General features: G+C 52.3%; 12 protein-coding genes and 1 rRNA gene. 11 read left to right on the top strand and 2 right to left on the bottom strand.

Annotated features, from left to right (window positions below; all coding sequences use genetic code 11):
- Window positions 1-282 precede the first annotated feature (282 nt).
- The 4 genes from dusB to IM265_RS12325 all read left to right on the top strand — a co-directional run bounded on the left by dusB (window position 283) and on the right by IM265_RS12325 (window position 4,132).
- The gene (gene dusB / locus IM265_RS12340; protein WP_136343840.1) at window positions 283-1,248 is read left to right on the top strand and encodes a tRNA dihydrouridine synthase DusB; all 966 of its coding nucleotides are present in this window, start codon (window positions 283-285) and stop codon (window positions 1,246-1,248) included.
- A gap of 23 nt (window positions 1,249-1,271) precedes the next feature.
- On the top strand, window positions 1,272-1,568 hold the full coding sequence (fis, locus tag IM265_RS12335; RefSeq protein WP_000462905.1) for a DNA-binding transcriptional regulator Fis: 297 nt from the start codon (window positions 1,272-1,274) through the stop codon (window positions 1,566-1,568).
- A gap of 179 nt (window positions 1,569-1,747) precedes the next feature.
- The gene (locus IM265_RS12330) at window positions 1,748-1,912 is read left to right on the top strand and encodes a DUF2556 family protein (protein WP_014885446.1); all 165 of its coding nucleotides are present in this window, start codon (window positions 1,748-1,750) and stop codon (window positions 1,910-1,912) included.
- A 138-nt stretch (window positions 1,913-2,050) separates the two neighbouring features.
- Window positions 2,051-4,132, top strand: a complete 2,082-nt coding sequence (locus IM265_RS12325; protein ID WP_041907809.1) for a bifunctional diguanylate cyclase/phosphodiesterase — start codon at window positions 2,051-2,053, stop codon at window positions 4,130-4,132.
- On the opposite strand, the gene envR is transcribed toward IM265_RS12325, so the two are convergent.
- Complete coding sequence (gene envR / locus IM265_RS12320; protein WP_028014616.1) at window positions 4,048-4,764, bottom strand: acrEF/envCD operon transcriptional regulator; 717 nt, start codon at window positions 4,762-4,764, stop codon at window positions 4,048-4,050. The genes IM265_RS12325 and envR overlap by 85 nt on opposite strands.
- 384 nt (window positions 4,765-5,148) lie before the next feature.
- Here envR and IM265_RS12315 point away from each other — a divergent pair, with 384 nt between their 5' ends.
- The 7 genes from IM265_RS12315 (at window position 5,149) to IM265_RS12285 (ending at window position 14,538) form a co-directional block, all read left to right on the top strand.
- On the top strand, window positions 5,149-6,288 hold the full coding sequence (locus IM265_RS12315) for an efflux RND transporter periplasmic adaptor subunit (RefSeq protein ID WP_193031325.1): 1,140 nt from the start codon (window positions 5,149-5,151) through the stop codon (window positions 6,286-6,288).
- Between the two features lie 11 nt (window positions 6,289-6,299).
- Window positions 6,300-9,413, top strand: a complete 3,114-nt coding sequence (locus tag IM265_RS12310; protein ID WP_193031323.1) for an efflux RND transporter permease subunit — start codon at window positions 6,300-6,302, stop codon at window positions 9,411-9,413.
- A 301-nt stretch (window positions 9,414-9,714) separates the two neighbouring features.
- Window positions 9,715-9,936 (top strand): lipoprotein, encoded by a 222-nt coding sequence (locus IM265_RS12305; protein WP_181621040.1) that lies wholly within the window; start codon window positions 9,715-9,717, stop codon window positions 9,934-9,936.
- A 448-nt stretch (window positions 9,937-10,384) separates the two neighbouring features.
- The gene (locus IM265_RS12300) at window positions 10,385-11,410 is read left to right on the top strand and encodes an amino acid ABC transporter substrate-binding protein (protein ID WP_028014619.1); all 1,026 of its coding nucleotides are present in this window, start codon (window positions 10,385-10,387) and stop codon (window positions 11,408-11,410) included.
- A 67-nt stretch (window positions 11,411-11,477) separates the two neighbouring features.
- Window positions 11,478-12,659, top strand: a complete 1,182-nt coding sequence (locus tag IM265_RS12295; RefSeq protein WP_048959000.1) for an amino acid ABC transporter permease — start codon at window positions 11,478-11,480, stop codon at window positions 12,657-12,659.
- Between the two features lie 9 nt (window positions 12,660-12,668).
- Entirely contained in the window at window positions 12,669-13,772 is a 1,104-nt protein-coding gene (locus IM265_RS12290) for an amino acid ABC transporter permease (RefSeq protein ID WP_193031321.1), read from the top strand.
- A gap of 7 nt (window positions 13,773-13,779) precedes the next feature.
- Window positions 13,780-14,538: an amino acid ABC transporter ATP-binding protein gene (locus IM265_RS12285; protein ID WP_193031319.1), complete on the top strand. Its 759-nt coding sequence runs from the start codon at window positions 13,780-13,782 to the stop codon at window positions 14,536-14,538.
- Window positions 14,539-14,644: 106 nt separating this feature from the next.
- Here the strand turns inward: IM265_RS12285 and rrf are convergent.
- Window positions 14,645-14,760 (bottom strand): 5S ribosomal RNA (rrf, locus tag IM265_RS12280).
- Window positions 14,761-14,859: the final 99 nt, after the last annotated feature.

Below are 14,859 nucleotides of genomic sequence, written 5' to 3'. Positions count from 1 at the left end.
CAAAGAAGTGGGGAAATCTGCTGTTAAAAACAGCAGATTATCCCGCTCATCTGTCGCATTTATTCAGAAATGATGAGAAGTTACGGGAAATTGTAAGCGCACATAAAATAGCCATCAGCGCATAACTCAATGATTTCAATAATGAATAATTTTAAACGAAAAGATTGCGCGGCGATTCCTTGATCTACAACAGTGGATTGTTCAAAGTTTGGCCTTTCATCTCGTGCAAAAAATGCGTAATATACGCCGCCTTGCAGTCACAGTATGGTCATTTCTTAACTCATGCGCATCGGACACCACCAGCTTAGAAATCGCCTGATCGCAGCCCCAATGGCAGGTATTACCGACCGGCCGTTCAGGACGCTGTGCTATGAGATGGGAGCCGGTTTAACCGTATCCGAGATGATGTCGTCTAACCCGCAGGTTTGGGAAAGCGATAAATCCCGCCTTCGGATGGTGCACATTGATGAACCAGGTATTCGCACCGTGCAAATTGCCGGAAGCGTGCCTGAAGAGATGGCAGATGCCGCGCGTATTAACGTGGAAAGTGGTGCCCAGATTATTGATATCAATATGGGTTGCCCGGCCAAAAAGGTGAATCGCAAGCTTGCAGGTTCAGCCCTTCTGCAATACCCCGACCAGGTGAAAGCTATCCTGACGGCGGTTGTCAGCGCAGTGGACGTTCCTGTTACGTTGAAGATTCGCACGGGTTGGTCGCCGGAACACCGTAACTGTGTAGAGATTGCCCAACTGGCCGAAGATTGTGGTATTCAGGCCCTGACCATCCACGGACGCACTCGCGCCTGTTTGTTCAATGGTGAAGCTGAATACGACAGCATTCGGACAGTTAAGCAGAAGGTTTCCATTCCGATTATCGCGAATGGCGACATAACTGACCCGCTTAAAGCCAGGGCTGTACTCGACTATACGGGAGCTGATGCTCTGATGATAGGACGTGCAGCTCAGGGAAGACCCTGGATCTTCCGGGAAATCCAGCATTATCTGGACACTGGGGAGCTGCTTGCCCCACTGCCTCTGGCAGAGGTAAAGCGCTTGCTTTGTTCGCATGTTCGGGAACTGCATGACCACTACGGTCAGGCAAAAGGGTACCGAATTGCGCGTAAACACGTCTCCTGGTATCTCCAGGAGCACGCTCCAGATGACCAGTTTCGGCGCACATTCAACGCCATTGAGGATGCCAGCGAACAGCTGGAGGCGTTGGAGGCATACTTCGAAAATCTTGCGTAATGAAATAAAGAGCTGACAGAACTATGTTCGAACAACGCGTAAATTCTGACGTACTGACCGTTTCTACCGTTAACTCTCAGGATCAGGTAACTCAAAAGCCCCTGCGTGACTCGGTTAAACAGGCACTGAAGAACTATTTTGCTCAACTGAATGGTCAGGATGTTAATGACCTGTATGAGCTGGTACTGGCTGAAGTTGAACAGCCACTGTTGGACATGGTGATGCAATACACCCGCGGTAACCAGACCCGCGCTGCGCTGATGATGGGTATCAACCGTGGTACTCTGCGTAAGAAACTGAAAAAATACGGCATGAACTGATACTAATCAGTTAAATGCTTGTTTAAAAAGGCGCTACCTGGCATGGGGATGCGCCTTTTTTATTGTCTTATTCTTTCACCGTCAACGCTTTGTAAACCTTTGCTTATCCCGCTTTTAAACCGCTTCTTTTCGTGTATATTTCCACCATTTCAGTGGCTCTCTTCTCGCGGAATGACACAATGATTCGTAAATATTGGTGGCTGGTCGTCTTTGCAATCTCCGTTTTTCTATTCGATGCCCTCCTGATGCAGTGGATTGAACTGATGAGCACCGAAACCGACAAGTGCCGCAATATGAACTCCGTCAATCCGCTGAAATTAGTGAACTGTTCAGAACTCGATTAACACCCTGCCGTCACCAATCTCCCCGTATTACCCACTAAAAACGGGGATTTAAATCCCTTTGAGCCGTTACCTGACGGTGATAATGTCTCGCCCTTCTCAACCTCTCCTGCGTAACGTCATACTCGAGTAGAACCGACCATGCTGGTTAGCCAATATAACCCTATCCTAGTAGCCCTCTCCTTTGCTGTTGCCATCCTTGCTGCTTACACCGCGCTGAATATGGCTGCACGCGTCGCCGGGAGTCAGGGCGTCGCAGCGCGCGTCTGGCTGGCGGGAGGCGGTGTTGCGATGGGCATTGGCGTATGGGCCATGCACTTTATCGGCATGCTGGCGATGGATCTCTCCATGAGCATGAGCTACAACGCGACCCTGACGATTTTATCTATGGTCATCGCCGTGGGGTCGTCACTGTTTGCGCTATGGCTCGTCAGCTGTGAACAGCTGCGCATGCGCCGCCTGCTCCCCGGCGCTCTGGTAATGGGAATCGGTATTGTTGCCATGCATTACACCGGTATGGCGGCGCTGGAGGTGAGGCCGGGGATCGTTTGGGACACGCTGTGGGTGGCTATTTCGGTCGTGATTGCGCTTGTCGCTTCGCTTGCAGCATTGTGGCTGACCTTCCGCCTGCGCCACGAAGCCGCTCAGGTGGTGCTGATGCGCCTGGGTGCCGCCATCACGATGGGAATTGCTATCGCCGGTATGCACTACGCCGGGATGAAGGCCGCGCAGTTTCCAATGTCCACCATGGTTCACCATCAGGGTATTAACGGCAGCTGGCTGGCCGTGCTGGTCAGCGTCGTCGCGCTCTCTATTCTTGGGATCACCCTGCTGGTGTCGATGCTGGATGCCCGCCTGCAGGCACGAACCGCCCTTCTGGCCTCGTCGCTGGCAGAAGCGAACCGGGAACTTGCGCAGCTGGCGCTGCACGATACGCTGACGCGTCTGCCCAACCGTATCCTGCTGGAGGACCGGCTCGATCAGGCCATCAGCAAAGCTGACCGTGAAGGTACCCATTTCGCCCTGATGTTCATGGATCTCGACGGTTTTAAAGCCATCAATGACGCCTACGGCCATGATGTCGGTGACAGGCTGCTGGTCGCCGTTACGCAGCGTCTGCTGCATCTCCTGAAGGGCCAGTTTACCCTTGCACGCATTGGCGGCGATGAGTTTGTTCTGCTGGCTGAGGGAGAAGGTCCGGACGATGCGGCCTCGCTGGCAAATTCGCTGGTGCGGGCGATCGATAGCCCGTTCACTCTCGACCCCTACGAACTGGTGGTAACGCTTAGCATTGGTATCGCCCTGTACCCTCACGACGGCAAAACCGAACGTGAGCTGATGTTTAACGCCGACGCGGCGATGTATCACACCAAGCATATGGGCCGAAACGGCTATCACTTTTTCCAGCCCTCCATGAACACTCTGGCGCAGACCCATCTTCAGTTAATGAACGATCTGTGGATGGCCGTCGATCGTAATGAACTGCGCCTGCTTTATCAGCCAAAGTTTCACGCGCCCGCGGGCCCTCTCCTCGGGTTTGAAGCGCTGCTGCGCTGGCAGCATCCGAAGCAGGGTTTACTGACGCCGGATCTTTTCCTGCCGCTGGCGGAAAAAACCGGGCTTATCATCCCTATTGGTAACTGGGTGCTCAATGAAGCCTGTCGCCAGCTGAGAGAATGGCATCTACAGGGGCATCGAAACTGGTCAATGGCAGTAAACCTGTCGACGCTGCAGTTCGAACAGCCCTCGCTGGTTAAAACAGTGCTCGACTGCCTGGAGCGTCATCACGTCCCGCCGGAAATGTTGATCCTGGAAGTCACGGAAACTACGGCGATGAGCAACCCCGATGAGAGCGTGCGGGTGCTGACAGAGCTGACGGATGCTGGGGTGAAAGCCTCGATTGATGATTTTGGGACCGGATATTCGAGCCTGCTGTATCTCAAGCGTTTACCGGCCTGTGAACTGAAGATAGACAGAGCGTTTGTGAAAGAGTTAAGCGGTGAAAGCGAGGATGCCACCATTGTCTCTGCGATTGTGGCCCTCGCGAAAACGCTCAACCTGAAAGTCGTGGCCGAAGGTGTGGAAACCGAAGCGCAGCAAGCCTTTTTGACGGAGCTGGGCTGTAATACCTTACAGGGTTATCTGTTAGGTAAACCCGCCAGCGCGCAGACCATCGAGGCGCTTTGTGCACGGGGTGAAATGTTGCCAGGCGCTGAGCCGTAATCATTATGAGGCGACACGCGCAAGAGGGGGAGTGTCGCCAGAATACTGTCGACCAGGGCTGGCGCCTGCTGATAAAGATTAAAACTGTCGGTATTCATTAACCAGTTTTTAATGATGCCGCTAAAAAAACCGTGGAATACGATCATGGTCAGCTCAACGTTCACCTGCGACGAAATGATGTTTCGAGAAATACATTTTTCCAGCGTAACGCGCAAAGAATCATAATTGAACCCAATACGTTTCCGAATTTCATCCTCTGAAATCATATCGCTAGTAAATTCACATTTATGATACAAAATTTGTAATAGCGCACATTGACGGGGTTCGCGTGCGATATACTGAAGCGCAGTAATGAATTGCTCACGAAGTATTAACAACGGATCATCATTTTCGGAGAGAGAAAGCCTGTCGCGAATGATGTCACGTAGCGGTAATTGCTGTTCCCAAATAGCATTAAATATCTCTGCTTTACTGGTAAAGTGCCAGTAGATAGCACCACGCGTAACCTTTGCGGCATCGGCGATATCCGTCAGCGTCGTGCTGGCTACGCCTCGCGTCGCAAACTGCCCGATAGCCGCCTCAATCAACTGCTGTCGGGTTTGTTGAGCCTCTTCTTTCTTTTTACGCGCCATTGACAGCTACTCTTTACTCGCAGGGTATATACATAACATCAGGTTCGGATGGCTGGAAGTATTCACTAAAAGCCGTTTTAATTTTGCACAAAAAAAGTCAATTTACTTAATCTATAAACAATCTAAATACATGCCCGGAATTAAATTCACGGAATGAATAAATTTACCGGTTAAGCTCTATTAACCTGATTTAGCGGGCAGAAGTATAGCCGTATTTTCTACGGGACTGATTCTGATTTTCCTCTCAGGCCTCGTCATTCGCACTTATAAATTAAAAAACATTAAATACCCTCATTATTATACGCAGCTACATTTTATTTTTTCCCTCTGCCCCACTACCGATCTACGGCAAACATCGGTTAATGGGTATTTAAAGGAACAGTAATGACGAATCATTTCAGACGTTTACCCTTAGCCGGTTTCATTGTCTGCGCTGTACTGCTCACTGGATGCGATGGCCAGGAAAATCAACAACAACATGCACAGGCGCCTCAGGTCAGCGTCCATATCGTGAAAAGTGCGCCGCTGGCCGTCACAACTGAACTCCCGGGCAGAACAGATGCGTTCCGCGTTGCGGAGGTTCGTCCACAGGTTAGCGGTATCATTCTGCGTCGCAACTTCACGGAAGGTAGCGATGTAAAAGCTGGGGACTCACTTTATCAAATTGATCCTGCGACCTATCAGGCGGCTTACGACAGCGCGAAAGGCGAGCTGGCAAAGGCGCAGGCGGCGGCCAATATTGCACACCTGACGGTGAAACGTTATCTCCCACTGGTGGGAACACAGTATGTCAGTAAACAAGAGTATGACCAGGCCGTGGCTACGGCCCAGCAGGCAGATGCCAGCGTTGTCGCCGCAAAAGCGGGCGTTGAAAGCGCACGCATCAACCTTGCGTATACCAAAGTAACGTCCCCTGTCGATGGCCGCATCGGCAAATCCAGCGTGACGGAAGGGGCGCTCGTGACGAACGGGCAGGCCGCAGCGCTGGCCACGGTCCAGCAGCTTGATCCGATTTATGTCGATGTGACCCAGTCGAGCAATGAATTTATGCGCCTGAAGCAGACGAGTCTGCAAAAAGGCGACACGGCCAGCAGCGTTGAGCTGCTGATGGAGAACGGTGAGCCCTATCCGCTGAAAGGCACCCTGCAGTTCTCCGACGTTACGGTGGATGAAAGCACCGGCTCAATCACGCTGCGCGCCATTTTCCCGAATCCTCAACACCTGCTGTTACCGGGGATGTTCGTTCGCGCCCGCATTGATGAAGGCACACAGCCAGATGCCATTCTGGTTCCGCAGCAGGGCGTGACCCGAACGCCGCGAGGCGACGCAACCGTGCTGGTGGTTAATGATAAAAACCAGGTTGAATCACGTACCGTCGTTGCGCCTCAGGCCATTGGCGACCGCTGGCTGGTGACGGAAGGGCTGAAAAACGGTGACCGCGTGATTGTCAGCGGATTACAAAAAGTCAGACCAGGGGCTACCGTCGTCGCCACGCCAGATACCACCACGACTCCCGCCAGTTAAGGAACGACGACATGGCTAATTTCTTTATTCAAAGGCCGGTTTTCGCCTGGGTACTTGCCATCATTTTGATGATTGCAGGCGGGCTGGCCATTCTCAAACTGCCCGTCGCCCAGTATCCGACGATTGCTCCGCCAGCCGTGGCGATTTCTGCGACCTACCCCGGCGCTGATGCCCAGACGGTGCAGGATACCGTGACCCAGGTTATCGAACAGAACATGAACGGTATCGACAACCTGATGTACATGTCTTCCACCAGCGATTCAGCAGGTAATGTCACCATCACACTGACCTTCGAGTCAGGAACGGATCCGGACATCGCCCAGGTGCAGGTGCAGAACAAACTGCAGCTCGCCATGCCGCTGCTGCCGCAAGAGGTACAGCAGCAAGGGATTGGCGTTGAGAAATCCAGCAGCAGCTTCCTGCTGGTCGCCGGTTTTGTTTCGGACAACAAAAACCTCACTCAGGATGATATCTCCGACTATGTCGCCTCGAACGTCAAAGATGCTATCAGCCGAACGACGGGTGTCGGCGACGTTCAGCTATTTGGCGCCCAGTATGCGATGCGCATCTGGCTCGACAGCAACGCGATGAATAAATACCAGCTGACGCCGCTGGATATTATCAACCAGCTGAAAACGCAGAACGACCAGATAGCGGCAGGTCAGTTGGGCGGTACGCCATCGGTTCCTGGACAGCAGTTGAATGCCTCCATCATCGCGCAAACTCGCCTGAAATCACCGGAAGAGTTTGGCCGCGTGACGCTCAAGGTGAACCAGGACGGCTCGATGGTTCACCTGAAGGATGTCGCTCGCATTGAGCTCGGCGGCGAAAACTACAATATGGTGACCAAAATCAACGGGCAGGCAGCCACCGGCCTGGGGATTAAGCTGGCAACCGGGGCAAACGCGCTGGATACCGCGGCAGCCATCAAGAGCAAACTGGCGCAACTGCAACAGTTCTTCCCGCAGGGGTTGAAGGTCGTCTATCCCTATGACACCACGCCTTTTGTGAAAATTTCTATTCATGAAGTGGTGAAGACCCTGTTTGAAGCGATCGTTCTGGTCTTCCTGGTCATGTATCTGTTCCTGCAAAACCTGCGCGCGACGCTCATTCCGACTATCGCGGTGCCGGTGGTTCTGCTGGGTACCTTCGCGGTTCTTGCGGCGTTCGGTTTCTCCATCAACACCCTGACGATGTTCGGGATGGTACTGGCGATAGGGCTACTCGTTGATGACGCCATCGTGGTGGTCGAGAACGTTGAGCGCGTGATGGTAGAGGACAAGCTGCCGCCGAAAGAGGCCACGCAGAAGTCGATGGAGCAGATCCAGGGCGCGCTGGTGGGGATCGCGATGGTTCTCTCGGCGGTCTTTGTCCCGATGGCCTTTTTTGGTGGCTCGACGGGTGCCATCTATCGCCAGTTCTCGCTGACTATCGTTTCCGCCATGGCGCTCTCCGTGCTGGTTGCGCTGATCCTGACGCCCGCACTCTGCGCAACGCTGCTTAAGCCCGTTTCTGGCGATCATCATGAGAAGAAAGTGGGGTTCTTTGGCTGGTTCAATGCGCTCTTTGATAAGAGCGTGGAGCACTACAGCAACAGCGTAAGCGGTATTTTGCGTAAGACCGGCCGCTATCTGGTGGTGTACGTCCTTATTGTCGGTGGGATGGCGGTGCTGTTCCTGCGCTTACCTACCTCCTTCCTGCCTGAAGAGGATCAGGGGGTATTTATGACGATGGTTCAACTCCCGGCGGGTGCGACCCAGACGCGTACTCAGCAGGTTCTCGACCAGGTTCAGGACTACTATCTGACCCAAGAGAAAGCGAACGTTGAGTCCGTCTTTACCGTTAACGGCTTTAGCTTTAGCGGTCAGGGCCAGAACTCCGGTATCGCCTTCGTAAGCCTGAAGCCCTGGGAAGAACGTTCTGGGGAGAAAAATAGCGTTGAGGCCATCGTGGGCCGAGCGACAAAAGCGTTCAGCCAGATTAAAGACGGCCTTGTATTTCCGTTTAACCTGCCTGCCATTATCGAACTGGGAACCGCAACGGGCTTCGACTTTGAACTTATCGATCAGGCAAACCTGGGGCATACCCAGCTGACGCAGGCGCGTAATCAGCTGCTCGGCATGGTGAAAGAGCACCCTGACCTGCTGGTTCGCGTGCGTCCTAACGGCCTGGAGGATACACCGCAGTTCAAACTGGATGTCGATCAGGAGAAAGCGCAGGCGCTGGGTATTAGCATTTCTGACGTCAACCAGACGATATCGACGGCATTGGGTGGTACCTATGTGAATGACTTTATCGATCATGGCCGCGTGAAAAAAGTTTACGTCCAGGCGGATGCGAAATTCCGAATGTTGCCGGGGGACATCAACAATCTCTACGTGCGCAGCGCGAATGGGGAAATGGTGCCGTTCTCATCCTTTAGCAGCGCTCACTGGGTTTACGGTTCTCCTCGTCTGGAACGCTATAACGGCATGCCGTCCATGGAGATCCTCGGTGAGTCAGCCCCAGGGAAAAGTACCGGTGAGGCCATGGTGATGATAGAAAGCCTGGCGGCAAAACTGCCTTCCGGCATCGGCTATGACTGGACGGGAATGTCTTATCAGGAACGCCTTTCCGGTAACCAGGCGCCTGCACTGTACGCCATTTCACTGATCGTGGTGTTCCTGTGCCTGGCTGCACTGTATGAAAGCTGGTCCATACCCTTCTCTGTCATGCTGGTTGTGCCGTTAGGCGTCATCGGGGCTCTTTTCGCAGCGTCGCTGCGCGGGTTAAACAATGACGTCTATTTCCAGGTCGGCCTGCTGACCACGATTGGGTTATCGGCGAAAAACGCCATCCTGATCGTCGAATTTGCTAAGGATCTGATGGATAAAGAAGGTAAAGGTATCATTGAGGCCACGCTGGAAGCCTCAAGAATGCGCCTTCGCCCGATCCTGATGACCTCCCTGGCCTTCATTCTTGGCGTCATGCCGCTGGTAATTAGCACCGGAGCCGGGAGCGGAGCGCAAAACGCCGTCGGTACGGGTGTGATGGGAGGCATGCTTTCCGCAACGCTTCTGGCTATTTTCTTTGTGCCCGTTTTCTTTGTGGTTGTCCGGAGACGGTTTACCAACCATAAGGATTAACGTATCCCTGAAGGCACCGTTTGGTGCCTTTTTTATTTTAATATAAACAATGGATTAGTCATTATTGAATCGCATATTAAAAATTCATGAGTTTGCATTAAGTAAAAGCGCCCTCTTGCGACTCCATAATTTCTCCATGAATTTATCCAGAAAACGCTTTTTCTCCATGATTTTTACAAACTACATAATTTGAGATTATTCCACGTGTAACGGGAACTTACCCTGGTGGTAAAATAATCTCCAGTTCGTTAATAGCCCTCCTGGCTTTGTAGCGAATAAGAAATAATACTGAGGTAACATCATGAAAAGATTCATTTCCGTTGCACTTCTCGCTGCGCTGCTTGCTGGTTGCGCGCACGACTCTCCTTGTGTACCGGTTTACGATGATCAGGGCCGACTGGTTCATACCAATACCTGTATGAAAGGCACCACCCAGGACAACTGGGAAACAGCGGGTGCCATCGCCGGCGGCGCTGCCGCACTAGCGGGTTTAACGTTAGGTATTGTTGCCCTGACGAAGTAACATCTGTTCAGAAAGCGCGGCTCCGGCCGCGCTTTTGCTTTTAATGAGTGCACCATTTTCTAATAAATAAAAAAGTTCCGCATTTATTCTTATATTTCATTTCAACCAACCGCTATCAACACCTTTTTCTTATATCTGATGATTTTCATACATTAATACTATTGAATACTCTGCCAATATTCACCTCAGAAACTATCTCTTCTTTTTATCTCATCCCGCTTAAAACTTTTGCTCCAATTTGTGGCACAGGTTGTAATTTCGCACTATTTCGGGGCGCTCATTTTATTTAAGCCTGTCTACACTCTGCATTAAGCGTTCAGTTTTCTCTTATCTCGCTGAACTCAAAACTGGCATTACGTTTGCTTTATAAACGTTGGCCAATGCCACAGACAGGTTAAGCGCTTAAAAACGCTTCTATAACAATAAATTTCGCCACACAGGATCCATTATGAAAAAGACGATGATAGCCAGCCTGACCGCTGCAGGCATGTTGTTTGCCATAGCCGGTCAAGCCCATGCGGGAACGACGCTGGATGCCGTTAAAAAGAAAGGTTTTGTTCAATGCGGTATCAGCGACGGTCTGCCTGGCTTCTCTTATGCCGATGCGAACGGCAAATTTACCGGTATTGATGTGGATGTCTGCCGTGGCGTCGCAGCAGCGGTTTTTGGTGATGACAGCAAAGTAAAGTACACCCCGCTGACGGCGAAAGAGCGCTTTACGGCGCTGCAGTCCGGCGAAGTTGACATGCTCTCGCGTAACACCACCTGGACCTCCTCCCGCGATGCAGGTATGGGGATGTCATTTACGGGCGTGACCTACTATGACGGCATCGGCTTCCTGACCCACAATAAAGCGGGCCTGAAAAGCGCCAAAGAACTGGATGGCGCCACCGTGTGTATCCAGGCGGGTACCGATACCGAGCTGAACGTCGCGGATTATTTCAAAGCAAATAAGATGAAATACACCCCAGTGACTTTCGACCGCTCGGATGAATCAGCCAAAGCGCTGGAATCCGGTCGCTGCGACACCCTGGCCTCTGACCAGTCACAGCTGTATGCCTTACGCATTAAGCTGAGCAATCCGGCGGAATGGATTGTCCTGCCTGAAGTGATCTCCAAAGAACCTCTCGGACCGGTTGTGCGTCGTGGCGATGAAGACTGGTTCTCTATCGTTCGCTGGACGCTGTTTGCCATGCTGAATGCAGAAGAGATGGGCATCAACTCGAAAAACGTTGATGAGAAAGCGGCGAATCCTTCCACCCCGGATATGGCGCACCTGCTCGGTAAAGAAGGTGATTTTGGCAAGGATCTGAAGCTGGATAACAAGTGGGCTTACAACATCATCAAACAGGTGGGTAACTACGCAGAGATCTTCGAGCGTAACGTGGGATCGGAAAGCCCGCTGAAGATCAAACGCGGCCAGAACAATCTCTGGAATAACGGCGGTATTCAGTACGCGCCACCAGTACGTTAAGTCATAGCTGTAACGGGCACTGCTCGGGCAGTGCCCACTCCAGAGTCATGGTTACTGAGGTTTCTTTATGTCCCATCGCCGCTCAGCCGTAAAAGGATCGCTATCCTTTTCTCATCCCGCGGTCCGCGCCTGGCTATTCCAGATTATTGCTATTGTTGCGGTTGTTCTTATCGCCGTGTATCTCATCCATAACACCATCACTAACCTGAATAATCGCGGTATCACCTCCGGTTTTGCGTTTCTGGATCGCAGCGCGGGCTTTGGGATTGTTCAGCACCTTATCGACTATCAGGAGGGTGACACGTACGGACGCGTGTTTGTGGTCGGTTTACTGAATACGCTGTTGGTATCGGCACTTTGTATTGTCTTCGCGTCCATCCTGGGCTTCTTTATTGGGCTGGCGCGTCTTTCTGAAAACTGGCTGCTGCGAAAGCTTTCCACCATCTATATTGAGACGTTTCGCAACATCCCGCCGCTGCTGCAGATCTTCTTCTGGTATTTCGCGGTGCTGCGTAATCTTCCCGGTCCCCGCCAGGCCGTCGATGCGTTTGAGCTGTTTTTCCTGAGTAATCGTGGGTTATACATTCCCTCTCCGCAGGTGGCCGAAGGGATTTACGCCTTTATCGTCGCCATTATTGTTGCGCTCGCGATTTCCGTCGGCCTGTTCCGCTATAACCGTAAGCATCAGATTAAAACCGGACAGCTTCGTAAAACATGGCCAGTTGCCGCTGCGCTGATTGTTGGCTTACCGTTAGTTGCTCACTGGCTTTTTGGTGCAGCCTTGCACTGGGATATTCCTCACCTACGCGGATTCAACTTCCAGGGTGGTATGGTGTTAATTCCTGAACTGGCAGCACTCACACTGGCGCTTTCAATTTATACCTCCGCGTTTATTGCGGAAATCATCCGCTCCGGGATCCAGGCCGTGCCTTACGGGCAGCACGAGGCGGCACGTTCACTCGGTTTGCCGAATACCGTGACGCTTCGCCAGGTCATTATTCCGCAGGCTTTACGGGTGATCATTCCGCCCCTGACCAGCCAGTATCTCAACATTGTCAAAAACTCATCGCTGGCAGCTGCCATTGGTTATCCGGATATGGTGTCTCTCTTCGCCGGAACCGTGCTTAACCAGACCGGACAGGCCATAGAAACCATTGCCATCACCATGTCCGTCTATCTAATCATCAGTCTGGCCATTTCGTTGCTGATGAACCTTTATAACCGTCGTATAGCACTGGTCGAGCGCTAAGGATCTATGATGAAAAAAGCGATACTGTCGCACTCCTCGCGCCCTGCCAGCTCGACGGGTGGACGTTTTATTCTCTGGGCACGCAAGAATCTCTTCTCCAGCTGGAGTAATAGCCTGCTGACGATTGTCTGCCTTTGGCTCATGTGGGAATTGCTCCCTCCCCTGCTGAACTGGGCGGTTATACAGGCCAACTGGGTCGGTACAACCCGGGCAGATTGCACAAAAGCCGGCGCTTGCTGGGTATTTATTCATGAGCGCTTCGGCCAGTTCATGTATGGGTTGTATCCCCACGAACAGCGTTGGCGGATTAATCTGGCGCTGGTTATCGGCCTGCTCTCTGTTGCAGTCATGTTCTGGAAAAAGCAGCCTCACCGTGGACGCTATATTGCCGTCTGGGCGGTGGTTTATCCGATTATTGTCTGGGTGCTGCTGTATGGCGGTTTTCTGGGGCTGGAACGCGTTGAAACACGCCAGTGGGGTGGCCTGACGCTGACATTGATTATCGCTTCAGTAGGGATCGCCGGCGCGCTACCGTTGGGCATTTTACTCGCCCTGGGTCGCCGTTCAAAAATGCCGGTCGTACGCGTGCTCTCCGTTATCTTTATTGAGTTCTGGCGCGGCGTACCGCTTATCACCGTACTGTTTATGTCGTCGGTCATGCTGCCACTGTTTATGGCGGAAGGTACAACGATCGACAAGCTGATCCGTGCCCTGGTCGGTGTGATTCTCTTCCAGTCCGCCTATGTCGCTGAAGTTGTACGCGGTGGCCTGCAGGCATTGCCTAAAGGCCAGTACGAAGCGGCGGAATCGCTGGCGCTCGGTTACTGGAAAACGCAGGGGCTGGTGATCCTTCCGCAAGCGCTCAAGCTGGTTATCCCTGGGCTGGTCAATACGATCATTGCTCTCTTTAAAGATACCAGCCTGGTGATCATCATCGGATTGTTCGATCTCTTTAGCAGCGTGCAGCAGGCAACCGTTGACCCTGTCTGGCTGGGTATGTCCACCGAGGGATATGTCTTTGCCGCTCTGATCTACTGGATCTTTTGTTTTAGCATGTCGCGCTATAGCCAGCATCTGGAAAAGCGCTTTAACACCGGGCGTACACCGCACTGAGGAAATTATGAGCCAAATGACTATGACAACCGCCAACGCGATGATTACGCTGGAAAACGTCAATAAATGGTATGGACAGTTTCATGTCCTGAAGGACATCAATCTTAAGGTAAAGCAGGGCGAACGCATCGTCCTTTGCGGCCCTTCCGGTTCAGGTAAATCCACAACCATTCGCTGTATTAACCATCTTGAAGAGCATCAACAAGGGCGCATTGTGGTTGATGGTATTGAACTGAATGAAGATATCCGCAATATCGAACGCGTGCGGCAGGAAGTGGGAATGGTATTTCAGCACTTTAATCTGTTTCCACACCTGACCGTTCTGCAGAACTGTACGCTTGCGCCGATTTGGGTCCGAAAGATGCCGAAACAGGAAGCGGAGGCGCTGGCGATGCACTACCTTGAACGCGTACGTATCGCGGAGCATGCCAATAAGTTTCCAGGTCAGATCTCGGGCGGGCAACAGCAGCGCGTGGCTATCGCCCGTTCGCTGTGCATGAAACCCAAAATCATGCTGTTTGACGAACCGACATCTGCGCTGGATCCCGAAATGGTGAAAGAAGTACTGGATACCATGATTGGGCTGGCCCAATCCGGCATAACGATGCTGTGCGTAACGCATGAGATGGGTTTTGCCAGAACGGTAGCTGACAGGGTGATCTTTATGGACCGCGGCGAGATTGTTGAGCAGGCACCGCCGGATGAGTTCTTTGCGCATCCGAAGTCAGAACGTACGCGAGCATTTTTATCGCAGGTGATACATTAGTCCTTTGCTCTGCCGGGTGGCGGCTTCGCCTTACCCGGCCTACCGTTTTTCCGGCGCATAAACGCAAAAAGGCCATCCTTTCGGATGGCCTCTTTACTTATTTGATGCCTGGCAGTTCCCTACTCTCACATGGGGAGACCCCACACTACCATCGGCGCTACGGCGTTTCACTTCTGAGTTCGGCATGGGGTCAGGTGGGACCACCGCGCTAAAGCCGCCAGGCAAATTCTGTTAATCTGTATCAGTCTGAACATCGTCGCTCTCACCGCCAAAACAGCTTCGGCGAGGTAAGGTTAAGCCTCACGGTTCATTACTACCGGT

This window comes from Enterobacter cloacae complex sp. P17RS, assembly GCF_014895885.1.
Classification (GTDB): domain Bacteria; phylum Pseudomonadota; class Gammaproteobacteria; order Enterobacterales; family Enterobacteriaceae; genus Enterobacter; species Enterobacter bugandensis.
This window is presented reverse-complemented; position numbering and strand designations above follow the sequence as displayed.

Excerpts from the sequence above, each read along its gene's own strand:
- dusB (WP_136343840.1), top strand. The coding sequence starts at position 283 with ATGCGCATCGGACACCACCAGCTTAGAAATCGCCTGATCGCAGCCCCA.
- fis (WP_000462905.1), top strand. The coding sequence starts at position 1,272 with ATGTTCGAACAACGCGTAAATTCTGACGTACTGACCGTTTCTACCGTT.
- IM265_RS12330 (WP_014885446.1), top strand. The coding sequence starts at position 1,748 with ATGATTCGTAAATATTGGTGGCTGGTCGTCTTTGCAATCTCCGTTTTT.
- IM265_RS12325 (WP_041907809.1), top strand. The coding sequence starts at position 2,051 with ATGCTGGTTAGCCAATATAACCCTATCCTAGTAGCCCTCTCCTTTGCT.
- envR (WP_028014616.1), bottom strand. The coding sequence starts at position 4,764 with ATGGCGCGTAAAAAGAAAGAAGAGGCTCAACAAACCCGACAGCAGTTG.
- IM265_RS12315 (WP_193031325.1), top strand. The coding sequence starts at position 5,149 with ATGACGAATCATTTCAGACGTTTACCCTTAGCCGGTTTCATTGTCTGC.
- IM265_RS12310 (WP_193031323.1), top strand. The coding sequence starts at position 6,300 with ATGGCTAATTTCTTTATTCAAAGGCCGGTTTTCGCCTGGGTACTTGCC.
- IM265_RS12305 (WP_181621040.1), top strand. The coding sequence starts at position 9,715 with ATGAAAAGATTCATTTCCGTTGCACTTCTCGCTGCGCTGCTTGCTGGT.
- IM265_RS12300 (WP_028014619.1), top strand. The coding sequence starts at position 10,385 with ATGAAAAAGACGATGATAGCCAGCCTGACCGCTGCAGGCATGTTGTTT.
- IM265_RS12295 (WP_048959000.1), top strand. The coding sequence starts at position 11,478 with ATGTCCCATCGCCGCTCAGCCGTAAAAGGATCGCTATCCTTTTCTCAT.
- IM265_RS12290 (WP_193031321.1), top strand. The coding sequence starts at position 12,669 with ATGAAAAAAGCGATACTGTCGCACTCCTCGCGCCCTGCCAGCTCGACG.
- IM265_RS12285 (WP_193031319.1), top strand. The coding sequence starts at position 13,780 with ATGAGCCAAATGACTATGACAACCGCCAACGCGATGATTACGCTGGAA.